The organism is Flavobacterium sp., from assembly GCF_052437795.1.
Taxonomy (GTDB): domain Bacteria; phylum Bacteroidota; class Bacteroidia; order Flavobacteriales; family Flavobacteriaceae; genus Flavobacterium.
The window spans coordinates 140,402-163,221 of record NZ_JBQVPA010000001.1 but is presented as its reverse complement, the minus strand read 5'-3'; the positions used below and the strand labels follow the sequence as shown (position 1 = coordinate 163,221).

At 47.2% G+C, this 22,820-nt stretch carries 21 protein-coding genes; 11 read left to right on the top strand and 10 right to left on the bottom strand.

Annotated elements, in window-relative coordinates; all coding sequences use genetic code 11:
- From nuoL to ACT6R0_RS00785, 6 genes are all read left to right on the top strand, one after another.
- The gene (nuoL, locus tag ACT6R0_RS00810; protein ID WP_444650414.1) at positions 1-1,881 is read left to right on the top strand and encodes an NADH-quinone oxidoreductase subunit L; all 1,881 of its coding nucleotides are present in this window, start codon (positions 1-3) and stop codon (positions 1,879-1,881) included.
- Between the two features lie 9 nt (positions 1,882-1,890).
- Positions 1,891-3,330: a complex I subunit 4 family protein gene (locus ACT6R0_RS00805; protein ID WP_444650412.1), complete on the top strand. Its 1,440-nt coding sequence runs from the start codon at positions 1,891-1,893 to the stop codon at positions 3,328-3,330.
- A 14-nt stretch (positions 3,331-3,344) separates the two neighbouring features.
- Positions 3,345-4,760 carry an NADH-quinone oxidoreductase subunit N gene (locus ACT6R0_RS00800; RefSeq protein ID WP_444650410.1) on the top strand — a complete coding sequence of 472 codons (1,416 nt, stop codon included), beginning with the start codon at positions 3,345-3,347 and terminating at the stop codon, positions 4,758-4,760.
- Positions 4,761-4,891: 131 nt separating this feature from the next.
- Positions 4,892-6,166: a Y-family DNA polymerase gene (locus tag ACT6R0_RS00795; RefSeq protein ID WP_444650408.1), complete on the top strand. Its 1,275-nt coding sequence runs from the start codon at positions 4,892-4,894 to the stop codon at positions 6,164-6,166.
- A complete protein-coding gene (locus ACT6R0_RS00790; protein ID WP_444650406.1) occupies positions 6,163-6,597 on the top strand; it encodes a LexA family protein in 435 nt (144 codons plus the stop codon). Before ACT6R0_RS00795 ends, ACT6R0_RS00790 begins: the two co-directional genes overlap by 4 nt.
- Before the next feature lie 71 nt (positions 6,598-6,668).
- A complete protein-coding gene (locus ACT6R0_RS00785; RefSeq protein WP_444650404.1) occupies positions 6,669-7,100 on the top strand; it encodes an RDD family protein in 432 nt (143 codons plus the stop codon).
- 24 nt (positions 7,101-7,124) lie between these two features.
- Here ACT6R0_RS00785 and ACT6R0_RS00780 read toward each other — a convergent pair whose 3' ends face one another.
- From ACT6R0_RS00780 to ACT6R0_RS00770, 3 genes are read right to left on the bottom strand one after another with little or no spacing between them, the layout of a single operon-like run.
- Positions 7,125-8,699 carry a S41 family peptidase gene (locus ACT6R0_RS00780; protein ID WP_444650402.1) on the bottom strand — a complete coding sequence of 525 codons (1,575 nt, stop codon included), beginning with the start codon at positions 8,697-8,699 and terminating at the stop codon, positions 7,125-7,127.
- Positions 8,696-9,133, bottom strand: coding sequence for a deoxycytidylate deaminase (locus ACT6R0_RS00775; RefSeq protein WP_444650400.1), 438 nt, complete (start codon positions 9,131-9,133; stop codon positions 8,696-8,698). The genes ACT6R0_RS00780 and ACT6R0_RS00775 overlap by 4 nt, the downstream gene beginning before the upstream one ends.
- Before the next feature lie 47 nt (positions 9,134-9,180).
- Positions 9,181-9,774: a HupE/UreJ family protein gene (locus ACT6R0_RS00770; protein ID WP_444650398.1), complete on the bottom strand. Its 594-nt coding sequence runs from the start codon at positions 9,772-9,774 to the stop codon at positions 9,181-9,183.
- 158 nt (positions 9,775-9,932) lie between these two features.
- Here ACT6R0_RS00770 and ACT6R0_RS00765 point away from each other — a divergent pair, with 158 nt between their 5' ends.
- Positions 9,933-10,364 (top strand): tellurite resistance TerB family protein, encoded by a 432-nt coding sequence (locus ACT6R0_RS00765; protein ID WP_444650396.1) that lies wholly within the window; start codon positions 9,933-9,935, stop codon positions 10,362-10,364.
- Positions 10,365-10,607: 243 nt separating this feature from the next.
- Here the strand turns inward: ACT6R0_RS00765 and fbp are convergent, their stop codons facing one another.
- Positions 10,608-11,615, bottom strand: coding sequence for a class 1 fructose-bisphosphatase (gene fbp, locus ACT6R0_RS00760; RefSeq protein ID WP_444650394.1), 1,008 nt, complete (start codon positions 11,613-11,615; stop codon positions 10,608-10,610).
- A gap of 120 nt (positions 11,616-11,735) precedes the next feature.
- Between fbp and ACT6R0_RS00755 the strand changes: the two genes are divergently transcribed.
- The 3 genes from ACT6R0_RS00755 to ACT6R0_RS00745 all read left to right on the top strand — a co-directional run bounded on the left by ACT6R0_RS00755 (position 11,736) and on the right by ACT6R0_RS00745 (position 17,225).
- Entirely contained in the window at positions 11,736-12,209 is a 474-nt protein-coding gene (locus ACT6R0_RS00755) for a GNAT family N-acetyltransferase (RefSeq protein WP_444650392.1), read from the top strand.
- Between the two features lie 207 nt (positions 12,210-12,416).
- Positions 12,417-13,685: an aspartate kinase gene (locus ACT6R0_RS00750; RefSeq protein ID WP_444650391.1), complete on the top strand. Its 1,269-nt coding sequence runs from the start codon at positions 12,417-12,419 to the stop codon at positions 13,683-13,685.
- A 123-nt stretch (positions 13,686-13,808) separates the two neighbouring features.
- A complete protein-coding gene (locus ACT6R0_RS00745) occupies positions 13,809-17,225 on the top strand; it encodes a hypothetical protein (protein WP_444650390.1) in 3,417 nt (1,138 codons plus the stop codon).
- Between the two features lie 41 nt (positions 17,226-17,266).
- Here ACT6R0_RS00745 and ACT6R0_RS00740 read toward each other — a convergent pair whose 3' ends face one another.
- Complete coding sequence (locus tag ACT6R0_RS00740; RefSeq protein ID WP_444650388.1) at positions 17,267-17,755, bottom strand: hypothetical protein; 489 nt, start codon at positions 17,753-17,755, stop codon at positions 17,267-17,269.
- A gap of 178 nt (positions 17,756-17,933) precedes the next feature.
- On the opposite strand from ACT6R0_RS00740, the gene ACT6R0_RS00735 reads away from it, so the two are divergent.
- On the top strand, positions 17,934-18,458 hold the full coding sequence (locus ACT6R0_RS00735) for a tetratricopeptide repeat protein (protein WP_444650386.1): 525 nt from the start codon (positions 17,934-17,936) through the stop codon (positions 18,456-18,458).
- Positions 18,459-18,524: 66 nt separating this feature from the next.
- Here the strand turns inward: ACT6R0_RS00735 and ACT6R0_RS00730 are convergent, their stop codons facing one another.
- Genes ACT6R0_RS00730 through ACT6R0_RS00710 form a run of 5 tightly spaced genes read right to left on the bottom strand, consistent with a single transcriptional unit; the run spans position 18,525 to position 22,812 of the window.
- Positions 18,525-20,456 carry an Ig-like domain-containing protein gene (locus tag ACT6R0_RS00730; RefSeq protein ID WP_444650384.1) on the bottom strand — a complete coding sequence of 644 codons (1,932 nt, stop codon included), beginning with the start codon at positions 20,454-20,456 and terminating at the stop codon, positions 18,525-18,527.
- 2 nt (positions 20,457-20,458) lie between these two features.
- On the bottom strand, positions 20,459-20,986 hold the full coding sequence (locus tag ACT6R0_RS00725) for an ankyrin repeat domain-containing protein (protein ID WP_444650382.1): 528 nt from the start codon (positions 20,984-20,986) through the stop codon (positions 20,459-20,461).
- 4 nt (positions 20,987-20,990) lie between these two features.
- Complete coding sequence (locus tag ACT6R0_RS00720; RefSeq protein WP_444650380.1) at positions 20,991-21,539, bottom strand: YceI family protein; 549 nt, start codon at positions 21,537-21,539, stop codon at positions 20,991-20,993.
- A gap of 60 nt (positions 21,540-21,599) precedes the next feature.
- Entirely contained in the window at positions 21,600-21,953 is a 354-nt protein-coding gene (locus ACT6R0_RS00715; protein WP_444655674.1) for a c-type cytochrome, read from the bottom strand.
- 13 nt (positions 21,954-21,966) lie between these two features.
- Positions 21,967-22,812, bottom strand: coding sequence for a DUF5777 family beta-barrel protein (locus ACT6R0_RS00710; RefSeq protein ID WP_444650376.1), 846 nt, complete (start codon positions 22,810-22,812; stop codon positions 21,967-21,969).
- Positions 22,813-22,820: the final 8 nt, after the last annotated feature.

Sequence of the window (22,820 nt, the reverse complement as noted above, 5' to 3'; positions counted from 1 at the left end):
ATGGATACAAATTTGGCTTTACTATTATTATTCGCGCCGTTTGCAGGGTTCCTGTTCAACGTTTTCTTTGGGAAAAAGCTTAGCAGGAATGCGGCCGGTACCTTGGGGACAGTAGCAGTTGCCGTGTCGTTTGGCGTAACACTTTCTTTCTTTTTGCAGGTAGTGAATACAGGCGAACCGATTATGGTGAACGTTTTCGAATGGATGCGGCTGGCGAACTTCTCGGTTGACTTTGGCTTCCAGCTGGATCAGCTTTCATTGCTGTGGCTTATGTTCGTTACCGGTATCGGTACGCTCATCCACATGTACTCCATCAGCTACATGCATGATGATGAGAACATCCACAAATTCTTTGCCTACCTGAACCTGTTCGTGTTCTTCATGATCACCCTGGTAATGGGCAGCAACCTGCTTATCATGTTCATCGGATGGGAAGGCGTTGGGCTCTGCTCGTACCTTCTTATCGGTTTCTGGTACAAGAACCAGGATTATAACGATGCCGCCAAAAAGGCTTTTATCATGAACCGTATTGGCGACCTTGGTTTCCTCATCGGTATCTTCATCATCGGCTACCTTTTCCATTCACTGGATTATGTCCAGATAAAAACTGCGATCGATAACGGCTGGACCCTTGACCCTACATGGCTGAGCATTGCCGCATTATGCCTTTTCATAGGAGCTTGTGGTAAAAGCGCCCAGATACCGTTATATACCTGGCTTCCGGATGCAATGGCGGGCCCTACCCCGGTCTCAGCATTGATACACGCGGCAACGATGGTAACGGCGGGTATCTTTATGATCACGAGAATGAACTTCCTGTTCAACCTTACGCCGGATGTGCAAAGCATTATTGCCATAGTAGGTGCTGTTACAGCATTGGTCGCGGCATCCATCGGCCTTGTGCAAAATGACATTAAGAAAGTACTGGCCTACTCCACCGTATCACAATTGGGCCTTATGTTCCTTGCCCTTGGGCTTGGCGCTTATGAGATAGCCGTATTCCACGTGATCACGCACGCATTCTTTAAGGCTTGCCTGTTCCTTGGCTCGGGTTCGGTTATACACGCACTTCACGGCGAGCAGGACATGCGCAACATGGGCGGCCTTCGCAAAGTAATGAAGATAACGTTCGCTACGTTCCTTATCTCTACACTTGCCATTTCGGGCCTTCCGCCATTTTCAGGCTTCTTCTCTAAAGATGAAATTTTAATGACGGCCTACCACCAAAACCCGGTACTTTGGGTTATCGGTTCGGTAGCTTCGATCATGACGGCATTTTATATGTTCCGCCTCCTGTACCTTACATTCTACAAAGATTTTAGGGGAACAGAGGAGCAAAAACACCACCTTCACGAGTCGCCATCTCTTATCACGATACCGCTTATCGTTTTGGCGATACTTGCCCTTGTGGGCGGCGCGATAAGCCTGCCGGGCAACAGCTGGCTGAACCACTACCTTGCCCCGATAATGGCAAAACCAGCTCATCATCATGAGCTTGACAGCACAACCTACATGCTTATGGGCATTGCGGTAGCGGGAGCGCTTATAGGCATTGGCATCGCGTACTTTAAGTACATTAAGAACGGCGCTGTACCTGCACCGGATGGAAAGCAGACCGGTATAGTGAAGGTACTTTACAACAAATACTATGTGGACGAGATATACATGGCGATCATCGTAAAGCCGATATACGCCATTGGCTCATTCTTTAAGAACATTACAGAAGCTGCCATTTCCGGGTTCATATACGGACTTGGATGGGTTGCCAATATGCTTAGCGCGGAAGGCAAAACAATACAGAACGGCAGCGTAGGTTTTTACCTTTTCGTTTTCGTTGCGGGGATCTGCTCAATAATAGGTTATATATTTTTGGTAAAATAATTCATACTGATGGACGTATCTTTTATACTCATTATTTTATTATTCGGGGCAGCGGCCACGTACTTTGTAGGCGATAAGTGGGCTTCAAAAGCGGCGCTTATCTTCAGCACAGCGGCATTGGCAGCTACCATATATGTTACATATCGTTACTATGTGGGTGAAACCGTAAACTTCATGTATCCGTGGATAAAATCGCCAAAAATAACGCTGTTCTTTATTGGCGACAGGATATCGCTTACCATGGTGCTGCTTACTACAGCGCTTACTCCTATCATTGTGGCATCATCATTTGGCAACCTGTTCCCTAAAACAAGGGCATTTTATGCGCTGATAATGTTCATGGCATTTGCCATGGCAGGTACTTTTCTTGCCGGAGACGGATTGCTATACTACATTTTCTGGGAACTGGCGCTTATACCTATCTACTTCATAGCATTGATCTGGGGCGGCGGCAATACCGAAGAGCGTAAAAAGGCGGTGGTGAAATTCTTCATCTACACTTTTGCCGGATCACTGTTCATGCTGGTGGCGTTCATCTACCTGTACCAAAAACAATATTCGTTCTTTTATACAACGCTATACAACCTGCGCCTGACCTCGACAGAACAAAACTGGATATTCGCGGCGTTCTTCCTGGCCTATGCCATCAAGATACCTATCATACCTTTCCACACATGGCAGGCCAATGTGTACCAAAAAGCCCCTGCCGCAGGTACCATGCTGCTTTCGGGCATCATGCTGAAAATGGCGATATACAGTATCATCAGGTGGCAGCTGCCAATCGCCCCGATACCGGCTATACAGTACCAATACATCATAGTAGGCCTGTGTATCGCAGGTGTTATTTACGGCTCGGTCCTGGCCTTGAAACAGGACAGCCTTAAAAAGCTGTTGGCTTATTCGTCGCTCGCACACGTTGGCCTCATTGCGGCCGGTGTATATACCATGACGCTCGACGGATTGCGTGGTGCAATGCTGCAAATGATCGCGCACGGTTTTGTGGTTGTTGGGTTATTCTTTGCTTCAGAGATCATTTCCCGCAGGTTCAATACCGATACCATCCGCGAAATGGGTGGCATCAGGATACAGGCGCCTAAGTTCACATCAATGTTCATGATACTGGTGCTGGCTTCGGTAGCGCTGCCGGGAACATTCAACTTCGTGGGTGAATTTGAAGTGCTGTACAGCCTTGCCCAGACAAATATCTGGCTGGTAGTTATAGGCGGTACTACCATTATACTCGGCGCATTTTATATGCTGCGCATGTTCCAGCAGGTAATGCTTGGCGAACAAAATGCAAAAGTATTTGCCGACATTAACTTCAGTGAAGGACTTGTTATGGTGCTCATCATTGGCGTACTGCTGTTTTTCGGCCTGTACCCCAAACCGATCGTAGATTTTATTTCGCCCGAACTGGAGAGGACCTTGATATACATAAAACAGATTTAATTAAGCCGTAGAGAATGAATACATTAATAGCTATTGCAGGATTAGGGATTATATGCCTTATAGCTGAGATCTTCAATTTTAGGAAAGCGATCATACCGGTGACCATCATCGGTTTGCTGGGTGCGCTTGGCCTTACTGCGGTTGAATACAGGGAGCTTATATCATCCGGAGACGTGGTACAGGGCTTTTACAACAACATGATCGTTACCGACAGGTACTCGCTAAGCTTCTCGGGCCTCTTTATCCTTCTGGCAATTTTCCTGATCGCGCTTTCACACGATTTCCACAAGGAGCACAAACCGAAAATATCCGACTTTGTTGCCATAAAGCTGTTCCTTCTTCTGGGGGCTATCGCCATGGTATCGTTCGGCAACCTTTCCATGTTCTTCCTTGGCATTGAGATACTATCCATATCATTGTACGTACTGGCGGCGAGCGAACCGAAGAACCTTAAGAGCAACGAGGCCGGCATGAAATACTTCCTGATGGGGGCTTTCGCATCGGGTATCATCCTTTTCGGGATCGCTTTGATATATGGCGCAACAGGTTCATTTGATACTGCAGAAATATACAAAGCCGTTGTTGACGGTAACCTTGGCGACATCAAAATGGCAAACGTATCCGACTTTTTCCTGATAGGTTTGGTACTTCTTACCATAGGCCTTCTTTTTAAAATGGCGATCGTGCCGTTCCACTTTTGGTCACCGGATGTTTATGAGGGCTCCCCTGCCCTGTCTACGGCAACCATGAGCACCCTTGCAAAAGTAGCTTCTATTGCTGCTTTCTTTAAACTGATATTGAGCATGACCGACCAACTGCCGGGACACTACATGAGCATGCTTACCATTGTGATCGTACTGTCGATGACCGTTGGTAACCTCATGGCATTAAAACAGGACAACGTAAAGCGTATGCTTGCTTTCTCGGGTGTATCGCACGCCGGCTTCATGCTGATGGTGCTGTATAACCCAATAGCTACTTCAGGCACGCTGTTCTACTATGCCGCTGCCTATTCGCTTACCGGTATCGCAGCCTTTGCGGTCGTGCTGTATGTATGCCAGGGGAAAGGCAATGAGAATATATTCAACTTTAACGGGCTGGGCAAGTCGAACCCCATGATGGCGGGTATACTAACCTGTGCGCTGCTGTCAATGGCGGGTATACCGATCTTCTCGGGCTTCTTTGCAAAACTTTTCCTTTTCACAGAAGTGCTGAAGACAGGTCATATCGCCATTGTGATCATAGCTGTCATTAACTCAATAATAAGCGTTGGCTATTACTTTAAGCTTATACTCGCCATGTACACTAAAGAAGATACTGAGAAAAGGGAGCCGTTGCCGTTTTTGTACGGTGCGGTCGCGCTGATCTCTCTGCTGGTAAGCATCGGGATAGGATTGAGCCCTTCAATGGTCACTATGCTGATACGATAATAGTTCACTATTACAAAAGAAAGCGCATTACTTGGCTGTAATGCGCTTTCTTTTTTTAACCATGGCAGTATACAGTGTAATTATTTTCAATCATTAAAAGATTATATTCATATAATGATTAAATTTGCCCTATGTATGCACTCATCGACTGCAATAACTTTTACGTATCCTGCGAGAGGGTATTCCAGCCTCAATGGCAGGGAAAGCCGGTCGTGGTCTTATCCAATAACGATGGCTGCATCATTTCCAGGAGTGAAGAGGCAAAAGGACTAGGCATAGGCATGGCCGTACCGGAATTTAAGATCAGGCCATTGCTCAGAGAACATGGCGTGGGTGTATTCTCATCCAATTACCCATTGTATGGCGACCTGAGCGACCGACTCATGAAACTGATGGAGCACTTTACACCCAACGTAGAAATATACAGCATAGATGAGGCCTTTTTAGACTTTACAGGAATGCGGGTGGAAGATTACCACGACTATGGCATGCAGATGCGCACACGGGCCGGGAATTGGCTCAGCCTGCCCATTTGTGTGGGCATTGCACCGACCCGGGTGCTCGCCAAAGCCGCCAATCGTATCGCTAAAAAATTTCAGGATCATACTAAGGGCGCCTATGTGATAGATACTGAAGAAAAACGAATCAAGGCATTGAAGTGGCTCAAGATAGGTGATGTTTGGGGCATTGGCTACAGAACGGCACGCAAGCTCAAAGCCATGAATGTTCTCACTGCATACGAATTCATACAGCCATGGGTAGAGCCGTGGATCCGTAAAGAGATGGGGGTGGTGGGCCTGCGCCTGAAAAGTGAATTGGAAGGGCGATCAGTACTCGGTCCTGACCCGATTGACATAGATAAGAAAAGTATTGCCACTACACGCAGCTTTCCCAAACAGCTCACCGACTATGACCTGATCCGCGAAAGGGTTTCCACATTTGCCACCGTGTGCGCGGAGAAGCTGCGCCGGCAGGGTTCGTGCTGCCACACGGTCATAGTGATGCTCGTAGCCGACAAGCATAAGATAGAAGACACCAAATATCATTACAGCCAGGCAGCAACGCTACCGTTTGCGACCAACTCGGCACTGACGATAAGTAACGCATCCATACAATTGTTGAAAAACCTTATGGACAGCACCGAAACCAAACTATTCAAAAAGGCAGGTGTAATAGTCACAGAGCTGATACCAGAAGACAACAGGCAGTTCAACCTTTTTTTGGATGAAAACCCTAAGCATTTGCAGCTTATGAAAACCATGGACAAAGTGAACCGCAAGATGGGTGAGCGCATCATACGTCTTGGGGCACAGGAGAAAAAAACATGGGACATGAAGCAAAACATGCTTTCCAACGGATATACCACCGATTTTGCAAAGCTGCTAACTATAAAATGTGAAGAATGAAAAAAGTACAGCCGCTTAATTTTATATGTCCCGATACAGAGACCGATAGTAGGCTGCCGTTCATTACGCACGGCATTTCTGCGGGGTTTGCCTCGCCGGCACAGGACTTTTTGCAGGACCGTATTGACCTCAATAAGGAGCTGGTCAAAAATCCGCTGACCACTTTTTACATCAGGGTGGCAGGCAACTCCATGATCAATGCCGGGATAAGCGATGGCGACCTCTTGGTGTCTGACCGAAGCCTTGAGCCTTCTGACGGAAAAATAGCTATTTGCCTGATCGATGGGGAATTTACCGTAAAACGCCTGAAGGTTGATACTGACTGCATATACCTCATGCCTGAGAACCCTGCCTACAAGCCGCTAAGGGTAACCGATGATAATAACTTTACGATCTGGGGGATCGTGACGTATGTGGTTAGGAGTTTGTAAGTATACGGGTGTCGTCGCTAAAGGAAAAATGTTGGCCACATTTTATTATCGTTATATTTGTTGAAATTCAAATGATGACTAATCCCATATATATCGGCAGACGCATTTTCGCAGGTTTACTGGATTACACACTGATAGTAGGCTTCACCTACGCCTACATTATACATTATGGAGAACCAAATGACGATGGAAGCTATTCGGTATCAGGACTTCCGGGCTTAGTTCCGCCACTATTGTGGTTTACAATGACAGTGTTGACAGAGCAGTTCTTAGGTGCAACCATTGGCAACGGTATTGTCGGACTAAAGCCTGTATCAGATAATGAAGTCAAAAGCAAGCCGACAATAGCACAATCGTTCAAAAGACATTTGCCTGATATAGCAGACATGTTCTTTTTTGGATTAGTGGGCATTCTACTTATCAGGAACACCCCAAAAAGGCAACGGCTCGGAGATCTATTGGCTAAGACAATTGTCGTGAGAGATTTCGACAAGAACCCATAATCCATCCATCACGAACCGTATCCGCTATTTCTTCTCCAGCACAGCCTTTACCATGTTATCCTCCTTAAGCAACAGTGAATAATATTCCTTATCTCCTGATAACTGCCTTGCAAACTCTGCCGCAAGGTAGCGTTTAACCCTTTCCTTTTGCTTTGAAAGGTCAAACACAAGCCCATTCTTCCTGAGGTAGGCATCATAAGCTGTGAAATACTTATCTGTAGCGGTAACTTTTTCGGTGATCTGGTTTGAACTAAGTCCTTTGTATCGCGCCCTCTCTCTGTCCAATTGCTCGAAAACAAAATACCCCACAATGCCACTCTGCATCAGCAGGGCCAATTGCTCGTCGCCATGCTTGCCTTCCTGAGCCACGAACAAGTCGGGGATAATGCCGCCGCCGCCATACACGATCCGGCCTTTCAGCGTTTTGAACTTTAGTGTATCGGCCACCTTAATGCTGTCGGCACTGTACAGCTCGCCGCTCTCAAAGCGCTTCTCAAAATCACTGAAGTATTTCTCGCCGCCATCCGCATAACTGCGCTGTATAGAGCGCCCTGAAGGTGTATAGTAGCGCGCTACGGTAAGCCGTACGGCACTGCCATCGCCTAATGGCATTTCGCGCTGCACCAGGCCTTTTCCGAAAGAACGCCTGCCTACTATAGTACCACGGTCATTATCCTGTATGGCCCCGGCAAGGATCTCGCTGGCCGAAGCGCTGTTCTCATTGATCAGTACATAGAGCTGTCCGCTTTCAAACAGCCCGCCTGCGGTAGCTTTGGTTATGTCTTCACGGTTCTTTTTGTTGCGTGTTTTTACAATGACACGCCCATCAGGCAGCAGGTCATCGGCGATCTCCACAGCTTTCTCAAGATAGCCCCCGCCATTGTCCCGAAGGTCGATGATGAGCGATCTCGCGCCCTGTTTTTTCAGCGAGGTCAGTCCCGCCCTGAATTCGTCATAAGTAGTCTCCGCAAAACGATTGATCTTGATGTATCCTGCAGCAGGGCTGACCATTACCGCGGCATCCACGCTTTTTATAGGCACTACATCGCGGGTCACGCTCACATTGAATTTCTTATTCTCACTCTTCCTGAAAATGGTAAGGTCGACAGTAGAGCCTTCTTTTCCTTTTAACTTGGAGAACAGTGTGTCATTTTGAAGCTTGCGCCCAAAAAGCTTATCCTTCCCGGCAAAAAGTATGCGGTCGCCCGGCCTTATGCCCACCTTATCTGATGGCCCGCCCGGTATGGGTTTGATGACGGCAACCGAATCTTTATACATGTAAAAGTTAACGCCAATACCTACAAAGTCGCCTTTCATGCTTTCGGCCACCTGTTCCATCTCGTTCTTTGCGATGTATACCGAATGCGGGTCGAGCTTCTCGAGGATGCTGTTCACCGTCAGGTCTACGATAGAATCGGTATCCACAGGGTCGATATACTCGCTTTCGATGAAGTCGATAAGCTTGTTGAGCTTGCTCTTATTGGAGCCTGAGATCATCCCGCGCTTCTCGGCAGGAAAATTAAGGAAGCTGCCTAATAGCAGCCCTATCGCCAGCGTTAGCGACAGTATTATGGGAAGGTATATTTTCTTTACGTTCATTGTATGTGCTCAAGGTCCGAAAGGTGCGCCACCTCTACCCCTGCCTTTTCAAGGAATTCGATGCCCGAATTGTCCTTGTAAGCTTCCTTGTACACCACGCGCTTTATGCCCGACTGGTGGATCAGCTTGCTGCAGTCTTTGCAGGGCGACATGGTAATATAGAGCGTTGCGCCTTCGCAGGATTGTGTTGAACGGGCCACTTTTAGTATAGCATTGGCTTCGGCGTGCAGCACATACCACTTGGTAAGGCCGGCATCGTCTTCGCAGCAATTCTCAAACCCCGATGGCGTCCCGTTATAACCGTCGGAGATGATCATCCTGTCTTTTACAATAATTGCGCCAACTTTCCTGCGCTGGCAGTAGGAGAGCTGCCCCCACTCGCGGGCTATCCTCAAATAGGCCCTGTCGTATTTGTTCTGTTTCTTTTCTTTCATCTGTAATTCCGCCTAAGTAAGCGCGGTCAATGTCTAACAATAAATTTTTACCAGATCTCACTGCCAATGATCATTGGCACCACAACACCTGCCACAAAGGCCGAAATGATAAGTATCCAGTCGCGTTTGGCGAACCTCAGGAATTCCTGCACCACGAACCCCAGCAGCAGCATGGCCACTACCACAATGATCTGTGCGGCTTCTATGCCCAGGGCGAATTCGAGCACCGGCAGCAATTTTTCATCGGCTGTAGGCGGCAGTACCACTTTGAAGTAATTGGAAAACCCCAACCCATGGATGATCCCGAAAAAAAGCGTGGTCACCGAAATGAAGGTAAGGTTATCGTCCTTTCCACCCGACTTTCTGGCCCATTTAAAAATGTTGTATAGTGCGGTTATGAGTATGGTTATGGGTATGAGGAATTCGATCACGGCACTGTCTACCTTTACCACCCCGAACACGGAGAGTACCAGCGACAGCGTATGCCCAATGGTGAACAGGGTAGCCAGCACGAGCACCTTTTTCCAGTCCCTGAAGGTGTAGGGCAGGGAAAGCGCCATGAGGAACAGTACGTGGTCGTAGCCGTTGATGTCGAGCACGTGCTTCAGGCCTATGTTGAAGTACAGCCAAAGATCGGACATGGGTAGTAATTTTCGTTTAAAATGTAAACTTACATCATTTTTATGAACTATCTTTAGGGTTATATCTCTATAACGCCTGATCGGTCAAAAATCTTATAAAAAATTATATCAGGCTGAAATATAGAAGTATATTTGCACCAAATTTTAACAAATACTATATGTCAATTTCAGATCTATTTGATAGCGGCTTTAAAGACAGGAACAAAGGGCACTTTTCTGCTATCGTAAGGGTTGCAATGGAGAACGGGCACCTTAGCACTGAAGAAAGGCTGTTCCTTGACAAGCTTGCCAAACAGCTGGAAATTACCCCGGATGAATACGCGGAAATCCTTGAAAGCCCGCTGAAATACCCGATCAACCCGCCGCACCTGCATGTGCAGCGCCTGGAGCGCCTTTACGACCTTTCGAGGATGGTATATGCCGACCATGTACTTGGACCAAAACAAAAAGAGATACTTACACGCTTTGCGCTTGCTCTGGGCTTTACACCGGGCAACGTAAACTATATCGTAGATAAAGCGCTATCGCTTTTGGTAATGAATGTTGACGGAGACACTTTCGTTTACGAAATGCAACACATGAACAAGTAATATAATACGTTTTAAATACAGAAAGTCCCATGTTCGCGCATGGGACTTTTTGTTTTCTGATCTATTTCAGACCTCACCCGCAACCCCTTTTCAAAGGAGCGGGGAGCAGGAACGTTGACTTTAAAGTTCATTGACCCTTAATTATCATAGCTAATGATCCGGCAAATAGATCCGTATGAGTGAAGCTCCTCCCTCTCCCTTGCAGAGGGCTGGAGTGAGGCCTCCCAAACACAGAACCCTGAACTATTTATATTTCCCCATGAACTCCTCCGCTTTTTCCACCATGTTGGCGCTTCCGCAGAAGAACGGTACGCGCTGGTGAAGCTCTGTAGGCTGTATCTCCATGATCCGGCCATGTCCGTCAGATGCCTTTCCGCCTGCCTGTTCGGCCAGGAACGCCATCGGGTTGCATTCGTACAGCAGCCTCAGCTTACCGTTTGGCGCTTTTGAACTTGTAGGATAAATATAGATGCCGCCCTTGATCATGTTGCGGTGTATGTCACTTACCAGGCTACCTATGTAGCGTGAGGTGTACGGCCTGTCACCTTCCTCAAGCTGGCAGTACTTGATATAGTCTTTTACCCCTTGCGGGAAATGTACGTAGTTGCCTTCGTTAATAGAGTAAATGGTACCGTCTTTAGGGAAGGTCAGGTTAGGGTGCGAAAGGTAGAACGTACCTATGGCAGGGTTCAGTGTAAAGCCATTCACTCCATTTCCGGTCGTGTACACCAGCATGGTTGATGTGCCATATATTACATAGCCCGCTGCTACCTGGTTATCACCCGTCTGCAGGAAATCCTCAAGTGTTACCGGCGACCCTACAGGTGTTACCCTGCGATAAACGGAAAAGATAGTACCTACCGAAACGTTCACATCTATGTTGGAAGAACCGTCGAGCGGGTCGATAAGCACCACATATTTGTTATTGTGCGCGCCATCGTGTCCCTCAATGGTAAGAAAGTCGTCATTCTCCTCGGAGGCGATGCCACATACGATCTCGCGGTTAATGAGCGTCTGCATGAAGATCTCATTGGCATAAACATCCAGTTTCTGCTGGTCCTCGCCCTGCACGTTCTGCTCGCCGAACTTACCGATGATATCTACCAATCCGGCTTTATTCACCTTGTAGTTAACCACTTTAGCGGCAAGCCTTATGGAGTTGATGAGCCTGGACAGCTCGCCGGAAGAATATTTGAAGTCTTCCTGCTTCTCGATGATGAACTCGCCTAATGTCTTATTTCTTTCTTCCATTACGAAAACGTTATAGTTGTGTTGAGGGCACAAATATCGAAATTTTTGTGATATGAAACCGAAACTTATCATTAAACATTTTTTAAGTGTATTTTTGATCGAATTTTACAGTAACAGTCAATGATCATCCGCCAGGGAACGATAACCGATATGCCCGCTGTACTGGGCCTTATTAAAGAGCTTGCTACATTTGAAAAGGAACCCGATGCTGTGGTGGTCACCGTGGAAGAATTGGTGCGCGATGGCTTTGGCAACATACCATTGTTCCATACATTTGTGGCTGAGGCCGATGGTGAAGTGATCGCTATGGCGCTGTTTTATTACCGCTATTCGACATGGAAAGGCAAGACCATCCACCTGGAAGACCTGATCGTCAAAGAGGAGAAGCGCGGCACAGGAGCCGGAAGCGCACTGTATAAGGAAGTGATAAAGTTCGCAAAAACTGAAGGCGTACGGCGTGTAGAGTGGGTGGTGCTCAACTGGAACAGCAACGCCATCGAATTTTACGAACGCTCGGGCGCGGCAATATTGCAGGACTGGCTGACGGTACAAATGAATGAGGAGGGCATTACAAAGTTTACGTTGGATCTATAATAGATTTTTTAAAAATTTAACCACATAGGCACATAGTTATTGCAGTGTTGAAATGAGGCAAGAGGGGTCATAAATAATCACAGATGAAGCGTCGCTTAGACTTCTGTGTACTATAATGAGGCATTTGCCACATCTTTAGGACATTTTACCTATGTATCTATGTGATAAAAAAATTTATTTGAAAGGAAGTATTAAATTATATTCACGATGAAAGTATTCAAATTTGGGGGCGCATCGGTAAAAGATGCCGACGGCATTAAAAATGTGTACGAAGTGTTGCAGCAGGTAGGGCATGATGATGTGCTGCTTGTCATTTCGGCTATGGGCAAAACGACCAATGCACTGGAGGTAGTGATAAAGGACTATGTTTCGAGATCGCCGGAGCTGCAGTCGGCCATGCAGGAAGTGAAAAAGTACCACAACCAGATATTGATGGATCTTTTTGAGGATCACAAGCACCCGGTGTTTGTTGCGGTGAACCATATTTTTGCCGACCTTGAAAGCTTCCTGAAGAACAACAAGTCGCCCAACTATAACTTTGTGTACGACCAGATCGTGAGCCAGGGCGAGATGATCTCGACAACCATCGTAAGCCATTATTTCAATTACCGAGGCCTGAAGAACCAGTGGCTTGACGTTCGTGAGCTCATCAAAACAGATACCACCTATCGTGATGCGATCGTAGATTGGGAGCAAACCCAGCAGCTCATTTCGAAAAACGTAACAATGAACAGCCTCAATATAACACAGGGCTTTTTGGGGTCGGATGAAAATAATTTTACCACCACCCTTGGCCGTGAAGGCTCGGATTATACGGCGGCCATTTTCGCTTACTGCCTAAATGCGGAAAGCGTAACGATATGGAAGGATGTGCCGGGCGTACTCAATGCCGACCCAAGGTATTTTGAGAATGCCGTGCTGCTCAACCAGATCTCCTACCGTGAGGCAATAGAGCTGGCGTTTTACGGCGCGACAGTGATCCACCCTAAAACATTGCAGCCCTTGCTGAAAAAAGAGATCCCATTATATGTAAAATCATTCGTGAACCCGTTGTTGCCCGGCACTTCTGTAAGTAAGGGTGCCGACCTCGAGCCGCACGCGCCGTGCTTTATCGTGAAAAAAGACCAGCTGCTCATATCGTTGTCATCGCTTGATTTCTCTTTCATCATGGAGGAGAACATCAGTGAGATATTTTCCCTGCTGCACAAATACAAAATGAAGGTACACCTGATCCAGAATTCGGCCATCAGCTTCTCGGTGTGTGTAGATGATAAGTTCGGCAACTTCCGGGAACTGAAGAGCATCCTGTCCAAAAATTTCAAAGTGACTTATAATGACAATGTATCGCTGTATACTATCAGGCATTTTAACGAAAGATCGGCCGATGCGGTAGCCAAAGGTAAAGAAGTACTGGTGCGCCAGGTGAGCCGGGAAACGATGCAGATCGTTACAAAGGCCCCTCGATCAAAGGAATAAACTTCATCATTCATCCTGCTCACTATTACAAAAGGGTAAATATTACCTCTTTGAGGAAACGCGGTACCCGGAACTTTTAAAAGGAATACACTACTTTTGCCATTTTAGAGTTATACTGTAGTGATGCTGAAAAAGAGGTTTTTACTGGTGCTTTTATGTTGTGTTTCCGCGCTTTACGGGCAGGAAATAACTACGCCTTATAAAAATCGCAGGATAACCGCCGACCGCGATACCATTGCCATTGACAGCGTGAGCATCAATAAGGCGTTCTTTAAATTACAGGACGCAGCGGGAAAAGACATAGACACCAGCAATTACAGTGTGGATTTCAGGACAGCACGGCTTGTTTTCAGGAACGGTTTCCGCACCTCCGATACCCTTACCCTGCGCTACCTCAGCTATCCCGAGCATCTGACAAAAAAATACAGCATTTACGACCAGAGCCGTGTGGTTAGCAACGATGCCGGTATGGAGAACCGCTACAAGGTGACCCGTGACCCGCTGAGCACTTTCAGGCCGTTTGATGGCCTTACGACTTCGGGGAGCATCACACGGGGTATCACAGTAGGGAACAACCAGAGTGCGGTGGTCAACTCCAACCTCGACCTTCAGATCACGGGAAAATTATCCGACAAGGTAAGTCTCCGGGCTTCCATACAAGATACCAACATACCGTTACAGGAGGGCGGCTACTCGCAAAAACTCGACGAGTTCGACCAGATATTCATCGAAATGTTCAGCGATACCTGGAACATACGCGCAGGCGACCTCTTCCTGGAGAACCGCCAGTCACGCTTCCTCAACTTCAGTAAAAAAGTGCAGGGGCTTTCCACAGCGTTCACTTTTGGCAAGGAAGGCGCGAAAACATCAATATTTACGGCGGCGGCATTAGTAAGGGGCCAATATGCCCGCAGCACCTTTACCGGACAGGAAGGCAACCAGGGACCGTACAAGCTGCGCGGCACTAACGATGAGTTGTATGTGCTTGTGATCTCCGGTTCGGAGCGGGTTTTTGTCAACGGCATCCTGTTGGAACGCGGCGAGAACAATGACTACATCATCGATTACAATGCGGGCGAGATCATCTTTACATCGCTATTCCCTATTACTTCAGAGATGCGCATCAACGTAGAATACCAGTATTCCGAACGCAGCTATACCCGCTTTGTGACCTACGGCGGCGTAACGCACGAACGTGACGACTGGAGCATTGGCGGCTACTTATATTCGGAAAATGATGTAAAGAACCAGCCGCTCCAGCAAAACCTTACCGAGGAGCAGGTGGCGACCTTGCAGCAAGCCGGTGACAATGCCAACCTGATGACCGCACCGTCGGCGTATGTGGATACCTATTCGGAGAAAAAGATACTGTACCGCAAAGTGACCGTAAATGGTGTGGAGGTATTTGAATATTCTAATGATCCCGAGGAAACACTGTACAATGTACGCTTCAGTCTGCTGGGCAATAACCTGGGCAGCTACATTTTGGCAAATGCCGCGGCAGTAGGGCGCATTTATGAATATGTTGCCCCGGTAAACGGCATTCCACAAGGCAATTATGAACCCATTATCCGCATAACGCCACCAAGCAAGATCCAAATCGCTACCGTAATGGGGAAATATAATCCTTCAGAAAAGACACTGGTTGACTTTGAAGCAGGATTAAGCAACAACGACCTCAACCTCTACTCCCCCATCGACGATGACAACAATAGAGGCCTTGCCGGAAAGATCGATGCGAAGCAAAGGCTTTACACAGGCAAATTTGAGGTGGATGCCTTTGCCAACTACCAGTTCATACAAAAAGATTTCAGGACGATAGAACGCCTGTTCAACATCGAGTTCGGGCGCGACTGGAACCTTGCCAACATCATAACCACTAACGCCAACCAAAGCTACCTCGTAACAGGAACTACTTTTCGCATTCCTAAAAAAGGGCAGGTGAATTACCAGCTGGAAAAACTCGACTTCTCCGGAATGTTTACCGGTACGCGCCATGTGGTCGACGGTCAATTTAAATTCAACAGGCTTATGGTGCTGAACCGCGGGAGCATCCTGGACAGCGACAGTGACTATTCTACCTCAACGTTCGTTCGCAATGAGGCATTGGCCAAATATCATTTTTCGAAAAACTGGGTGGGCGGAAGCGTACGTTTGGAAGACAATCAGGAAAAGATAAAGGCAACCGGCCAGTACACGGCATTAAGCCAAAGATTTAGCGAGGCAGGTGCTTTCGTGGGGCGTGGCGATAGCACCAAGGTATATGTGGAACTGGGCTACCTGCGGCGCGTGAACGACAGCCTCGTGAACGGTATGCTGCAAAAGGTGAACACCTCCAACTCGTATTACCTGAGATCGCGCCTGCTGCAAACCGAAAAAAGCGACCTGACCCTGTTTGCCAACTACCGCCGCCTTACTTTTGAAGACCCGGCTTTTAAAGACGAGCCTTCACTCAACTCGCGCTTACTTTATAATGACCGCTACTGGAACCAGCTCGTACAGGTAACCACTGCCTACGAAACCACATCGGGCACCATCGCACAGCAGGAATTTACCTATTTGGAAGTGGAACCCGGGCAGGGTGTGTATACCTGGAATGACTACAACGGCAACGGCATACAGGAACTGCAGGAGTTTGAGATCGCGCCGTTCCCCGACCAGGCAACGTTCGTAAGAGTGTTCCTGCCCAATCAGGTATTTGTACGCACGCACCAGAACAAATTCTCGCAGTCTCTCACGCTAAACCCTATGCAATGGCAAAACGAAAAAGGCTTCCGGAAATTCATCTCTTACTTTTATAACCAAACCTCTTATCTTATTGACCGGAAGATAGAGCGGAATAATGGTAACTTCGACCTCAACCCGTTCTCATCAAGCGAAGAGGATCTGCTCGGGCTTACCTCAAGCATCAGGAACAGCCTGTTTTACAACCGTGGCAAGCAGGACCATTCGGTTACCTATACGTACCTCAGCAACAGGGCAAAAACACTGCTCACGGTCGGCTCGCAGGAAAACAGCAACAGTTCGCACCAGCTGCAATATACGCACCTCATCCAGAAAACATGGCTGCTCAACTTTAACGGGCAAACCATAAAAAGTGATACCTATTCGGAGAACTATGGCAGCAAGAATTTTGAAATAGAGGGGTATTTGGCAGGTCCAAAAGTGTCGTATATCTTTTCGCGCAATGCCAGTTGGGACCTGTTCTATGAATATAGAAGTAAAGAGAACCGGATCGGCGAACTTGAAACCTTGTACCAGCAACGCTTGGGAACATCCTTCAACTACGCTTCGGAAAAGCAGTTTACCGCAAGTGGGGAATTCTCACTGTATAAAAATGACTTTACGGGCAACCAGCTCTCCCCTGCCGCCTACAATATGCTCGAAGGATTATTGCCGGGACAGAACCTTACCTGGCGCCTGCTCCTGCAAAAGAACCTGACACAATTCCTTGATATCAACGTCAATTACCAGGGACGCAAAAGTGAGACAAGCAAGGCGATACATACCGGAAATGTGCAGTTGAGGGCTTATTTTTAATACGTGAAGCGAAAACTAGAAATGACAGGCACTATATTCCGTTAATCGAACATCGCCTTTTCCTTTTTCGAAAAAGCTTCCGATCGCTGGGCATATTTTTTAGCGAAGTCCTTAAGTCCTGCTTCCTGCTTTGCATAATTTTTTATGAGGAAGGCCTTGTCTTTTTTGAGGTCGGAGGTATAGCCGGTGATCCACGGCACATTGTCCTGTATGTTGAGGCGTATCAGGCGGGCCTCGTAGTTGTTGGGGTCTTTTTCAATAGTTTCTTCAAGCATGTCAGTACCACGGTTAAAAAGCCTTGTCTTGGTAATGAGCCCGCTCTCGTATTTTGCCAATAGCACTATGGATGCTGCTTTATAAGCCATCAGGGTATGATTGCTGCCGTTGGCTTTCAGGTCTTTCATTTCGTCATGAAATTCATTGGCACTGCTTTCGGAAGTGGCGGCATCAATGTATTGTTGACGGATGGAAACCAATTCGGAGCCTGGTTTTGTGAACAGTAATAAAATTATGAAAGGCAAAAACTTCATCTGTAAGCGTTTAAAATGCAAACCTACAGTTTATATCTAAATTTCCTACATCAACAAATGTTAAAGAGATGGTTAAACCTATTTGCATGATCTCTACATTTATAAAAAACTAAATTTTTATGCAAAAACAGCCTGCTTAATAACCTTACTATTCACTGTAGTAACAGCTCATTGCCAGTTGGCACTAAATGAAAATAGCAGTAAAGACTATCAAACAACTATCGAGGAATTCAATAAGGCAAATGACTCCACGACTGCAGAATTCTTCTACAAGCGTGGCGGTATAAGGCAAGATCATTTTGACTTTGAAGAGGCAATTTCCGACTATGATAAAAACATTGCCCTTGACCCTGCTAATTTTAAAGCATACTATAACCGCGGACTTTCAAAAATGGAGGTCATGTTGTTTCCGGAAGCCATAAAGGATCTTGACAAAGCAATTAGTATAAATGCTTCACAGGACAATGCTTATAACAACAGGGGTATCTGTAAATGCATACAGGGTAAACATGAAGAGGCGATAACCGATTATAACCTGGCGATACAAATTAATCCCGGCCTTGCTGAAGCATACAACAATCGCGGTATCAGCAAAATTAAAATAGGTTTTACAGAGGAAGGCTGCGAAGATCTCCATAAAGCCTATGATTTAGGTGATAAAAAAAGCGCTGCGGCAATAGAAAAATACTGTAGCCACAAATAAGCAGAAAGGGGCGCTTCACGTCGAAGCTAACCCCTTTCCTAAAAAAACCAACTAGTTATCTAAATATCACTGCTTCATTATTTTCAGCAAGGCCGAACTTCCTTTGGCAGTAATGACTTTTACCATATAGCTTCCGGCCGGTAGCGCGGATACATTAACCTCAGCGCTTTCGCCTTCCGCTTTCTGCGAAATGAGCTTCTGGCCTAAAAGATTATACACCCCAATTTCCGATAATGGCGCGGCATTACTTACCGTCAGCACATCGCTTACAGGGTTTGGCCATGCCTTAAGGTTTTTCAATTCAAATTCCGAATTACCCAATATCTCATTTACCACTACCATCAGCATTTCGCTTTCGCAGCCGTTAATGGTTTGGGTCACATGGTACATTTCTCCATCCATAAGCGGTGTGTTCATTGGCACTTCGACCATATCACCTTCATCATCGAGCATGTACCACTTTATCGTTGCACCTATCAATACTGAAATTTGAAGGTCGCCAATGGTTTCACCGGTAGTAAAATCCTGTTCTTCATTACCGCCCGGCGCTGCAGGTATGGCATTGATAGTTACTGTGATCTGAAGCGGCACGCTCTCGCAGCCATCTACGACCTGCGATACATTATAGACAGCACCATCGGTCATAACCGTAGTTGCTGGCAAAATGTTCCCACCAATGGTTTCACGAAGGTTTACCGTTGCGCCGTTCATGCTGTCAAATTCAAGATCGGCAAGGGTCGTACCCGCGCAAAAAGACTGTGTATCATCTGCTGTGGCCGGAGGTGCGATCGTGTTTACCGTTACTGTTATGGCAAGCCTGTTGCTTACGCAGTTGCCAAGCGTCTGCTCTGCGTAGTAAGTTGTCCCGTTCACAAGCACTGTATAGCCATCCAGTTCGATTCCCCCTGTACTGTCCGCATACCAATGTATGGCACCATCCGGAACAGTGTTCGCTGACAGATCAAAGACATTCGACCCTCCGCAATATTCCGGTGTGGTATCGTCCGTGGTAGGCATTGCAAGCGTTGTATAGCTAACCGCAACCGCAAACCTGGCACTTTCGCACGACCCAACTGTTTGCGATACATAATAGTTGCCGGCACTAAGCACAGTTGTTCCCGCGAGCGGAGATCCGCCGTTAGACACATTATACCAGTTAATGGTGCCTGTACCTGTAGCAGCAAGGTTGGCCACGGTAGATTCGGAGCAGAACTGCTGTGTGGCATTCGCCGATGGCTGGGCTACAGTATTTATGGTTACCGCAACTGCAACCCTGGGGCTTTCGCAGGCATCAATGGTTTGCGAAACGTAATAGGTCGTATTCGTAAGCGCGGTAGTGCCTGCCAGTACAGATCCTCCAGTTGCTGCCGCATACCATTTGAACGTTGCGCCTGCGCCGCCTGTAGCAGTAAGATCGGCCACTGTTGCGCCCGCGCAAAATGATTGTGCCGAAGCTGTTGGATCGGAAGGCGGGATGCAGCTGAATGTCCTGTTCAGGGCATAACCCCTGTTGCCCGCGCCATGATAGGCTAGTCCATAGGATGCCGAAGCACTTTTTGCATACGCAAAGTCAATGTCATTATTGCTGTAAACAAAGGTATGATCTTCCGCGCCCCCGGTGTTAAATGCCCTTGTCGCTACAACTGTTCTGGTGCCGCCAGCTACCGTATTCGATGTCACGGTCCAGTTGTTCGTGCCGTCCGATGAAGGGGTAACGCCTATGCCATTGTGCACCGCGTCTACCAGCGTAGTCCCATTGTAGTATACAAGGTCCTGGCCGCTGCCCATTCCGCCGCCATTAGAAAATGAACCGAACTGCAGCGCGAACCACCTGTCGGACGGACCGGTAAGCGTAAGCGTGGCAGTGGCAGTAGTATTGTTCAGGTCGAGTTTAGCTGTCATGCCTGCCGTCAGGTTCACTACACCTGTTGTCTTGCTTTGGGCAAAAAGGCCCATTGCCGACAGCAGGAACGCAGTGCAGAGTAATAATTTTTTCATGCTTATTTTTTTAATAGGTTAATGACTTCTTCATTCTTGGTAAAAACTGCATAATCGTATGGGGTCTTTCCCTCCTTGTCTGTCTTTTTCTTATCGGCCTTGTAGCTGATGAGCAATTTCATGAGCTCGACATTTTCAAACTGTGTGGCATAAATGAGCGGTGTCATTCCGCCCGGGTCGGCAACGTTAGGGTTGGCTCCCCTTTCAAGCAGGGCTTTTGCCAGGCGTGCATTGCCTTTTACTGCCACCGCCGCCAAAGCCGTTCCGCTGGAACTATCATGATCCACATTCCTGACCGTTTTGATAAGGAATTCTGCCACCTCGGTATTGCCCCTGTAGCAGGCCAGGATAAGCGGGGTAAATCCCATATTGTTTACGGCATTTATTGTATCCTTATTTACCATCATTAGCGCTTTCATTTCGTCTACGGTACCACGGCGTGCGGTATCGAACACATCTTTGGCCGGCGGTGTCTGGGCATGGCAAAATGTGCATATGCACATGGCGAAGAAAAATAGCATTCGGCTCATATCTTTATTTGTTTAATGACAGGTTATAAGAAATGCTCACTTTATCAGCTATCTTTTTGCTGATCACGCTTGGTATCTCAATGTCAAAATCACCCGGCTTTACCTCAAAGTCACCGGTCATGACAATGGTATTGCCCGACTTCGAAATTTTTGCCGTATCGGTTATCTTTTTTGTCTTTCCATGAAGGGTAAGGTCGCCCGTAATGGTAAGTGACTGTGGGGTGGCGGTCAACTTTGCAGCGTCAAATCCCTCGATCTTCCCTTTGAACGTTGCTTTTGGATATTTGCCGGTTTCGGCATAGCTTTCGTTAAAATGCTCTTCCATCAGCGCCACCTTAAAACGGAAGCCTTTCATAGGGGCCAGCACTGCTATTTCGCCGGTAGCAGCATCAAGTGCCGCCGAAGCTGTCTTATTCTCGGCAGCAACTTCTTCAAACGATGGCACCGAGGCTTCAAACTTTAATATGCCTGCACGGGTATTGTATTTCTGCCCAAAAACTACGGCAGGTATGATCACCAGGAGCAAAATGATATAGGTTTCGATCTTTTTCATCAGATTTGTTTTTTAACCTTCAAGATCTTTGAAACCTTGCAGGTTGGGTCAGTATATATTTTAATTTTCCAATAATCCGTCCATGTTCCACTCCACGATCATATTGATATTGGACTGCGGCATCCTTCCCGTTTGGGGCATTAGCCCGGGCTCGCCGTTTTGGCGTTGTATCCTGTCGAGCAGGTTGGTATTCTGTATCGCATCCTTCAACTCGGCATATGTACCCAGCGGCCTGAAAGATGACACGCCTCCATCGCCGTGGCAGCTGAGGCAGTTGGCCGCGATTATCGGTTTTACGTGCTGTTCGTAGGTCACGTTACCCTCAACCACAGGGTTGTCCTGCAGGTCTTCATACGTATTCGATTCGCAGCTGAGCAACGCCATTGCCAATGCAGGGACTGCCATATATTTCATTATCCTCTTCATGTTAAAAGACCCTGTATAAGTTAAACCCAAAGAAAAAATCGCCATCACCCCAGTCGCCCGACGCGTGTGTAAGGTAACCAGCCTCGGTCATCGACTGCGAGTTTGTGAACAGCAATTGAAAGATATGCCCTCCTGTTTCTACATCCAACCCAACTGACAACGGGTTCTTATAAAAGTCCGGCTTATCAAAATTATACGCATACTCCAGGTTGAGCGCCAGTCTTTTGGTCAGCTTCATCCTTGCGCCGGACCCAAGGGAAAACTGGTTATCGTTCTCAATGGCTGGGTCGTACAGGTTTTTGTGAATGAACGACGGCACAAGCTCTAATGAAAACCTGTCCGAAAACTTTCTCGAAACAATTACCTGGCTGATATAGGAAAGCCTGTCGGCAAATTCCAGCTTAGGGTAATCATCCTCATCAAGAAAAGTATTGATATCTATTGTATTGTACCCCACAATGTCTACAGGGAACGAGTTACCCTGCCTTGCCAGCCTGTATTTGAGGCTTGTTTCGTACACTTTTAGCATGGTATGCCTCGACGCGCTCACGGCCAGCCAGTCGGTAACACCGTAAATCCCCCCTATCTTGGTGGTAGCCATATCGAACCCGAAAAACTCGGATATACCGTCCTTTACCGAGCCGAACCTGTGCGACACCACAAAATAAAACTCTTTTTTGGCAGGCATCTTCGTGGTTTGCAGCGTTACTACCTGCAGCCCCTTAAATACGGCAGTGGCATAATTATCATCGACAGCGGTCGAATCAAGTTCGGTAAGCAGGCCGTCGTCCTGCGCCCGGGAGATCGTAATGCCCATAAGGCATATGGCAAGCAAAAATATTCTCATGTATCGTG

Coding starts and splice junctions, on each gene's coding strand:
- nuoL (WP_444650414.1), top strand. CDS start 1: ATGGATACAAATTTGGCTTTACTATTATTATTCGCGCCGTTTGCAGGG.
- ACT6R0_RS00765 (WP_444650396.1), top strand. CDS start 9,933: ATGTCAATTTCAGATCTATTTGATAGCGGCTTTAAAGACAGGAACAAA.
- ACT6R0_RS00800 (WP_444650410.1), top strand. CDS start 3,345: ATGAATACATTAATAGCTATTGCAGGATTAGGGATTATATGCCTTATA.
- ACT6R0_RS00785 (WP_444650404.1), top strand. CDS start 6,669: ATGATGACTAATCCCATATATATCGGCAGACGCATTTTCGCAGGTTTA.
- ACT6R0_RS00805 (WP_444650412.1), top strand. CDS start 1,891: ATGGACGTATCTTTTATACTCATTATTTTATTATTCGGGGCAGCGGCC.
- ACT6R0_RS00725 (WP_444650382.1), bottom strand. CDS start 20,986: ATGAGCCGAATGCTATTTTTCTTCGCCATGTGCATATGCACATTTTGC.
- fbp (WP_444650394.1), bottom strand. CDS start 11,615: ATGGAAGAAAGAAATAAGACATTAGGCGAGTTCATCATCGAGAAGCAG.
- ACT6R0_RS00745 (WP_444650390.1), top strand. CDS start 13,809: ATGCTGAAAAAGAGGTTTTTACTGGTGCTTTTATGTTGTGTTTCCGCG.
- ACT6R0_RS00775 (WP_444650400.1), bottom strand. CDS start 9,133: ATGAAAGAAAAGAAACAGAACAAATACGACAGGGCCTATTTGAGGATA.
- ACT6R0_RS00715 (WP_444655674.1), bottom strand. CDS start 21,953: ATGAAATATATGGCAGTCCCTGCATTGGCAATGGCGTTGCTCAGCTGC.
- ACT6R0_RS00710 (WP_444650376.1), bottom strand. CDS start 22,812: ATGAGAATATTTTTGCTTGCCATATGCCTTATGGGCATTACGATCTCC.
- ACT6R0_RS00790 (WP_444650406.1), top strand. CDS start 6,163: ATGAAAAAAGTACAGCCGCTTAATTTTATATGTCCCGATACAGAGACC.
- ACT6R0_RS00795 (WP_444650408.1), top strand. CDS start 4,892: ATGTATGCACTCATCGACTGCAATAACTTTTACGTATCCTGCGAGAGG.
- ACT6R0_RS00755 (WP_444650392.1), top strand. CDS start 11,736: ATGATCATCCGCCAGGGAACGATAACCGATATGCCCGCTGTACTGGGC.
- ACT6R0_RS00770 (WP_444650398.1), bottom strand. CDS start 9,774: ATGTCCGATCTTTGGCTGTACTTCAACATAGGCCTGAAGCACGTGCTC.
- ACT6R0_RS00780 (WP_444650402.1), bottom strand. CDS start 8,699: ATGAACGTAAAGAAAATATACCTTCCCATAATACTGTCGCTAACGCTG.
- ACT6R0_RS00730 (WP_444650384.1), bottom strand. CDS start 20,456: ATGAAAAAATTATTACTCTGCACTGCGTTCCTGCTGTCGGCAATGGGC.
- ACT6R0_RS00740 (WP_444650388.1), bottom strand. CDS start 17,755: ATGAAGTTTTTGCCTTTCATAATTTTATTACTGTTCACAAAACCAGGC.
- ACT6R0_RS00750 (WP_444650391.1), top strand. CDS start 12,417: ATGAAAGTATTCAAATTTGGGGGCGCATCGGTAAAAGATGCCGACGGC.
- ACT6R0_RS00720 (WP_444650380.1), bottom strand. CDS start 21,539: ATGAAAAAGATCGAAACCTATATCATTTTGCTCCTGGTGATCATACCT.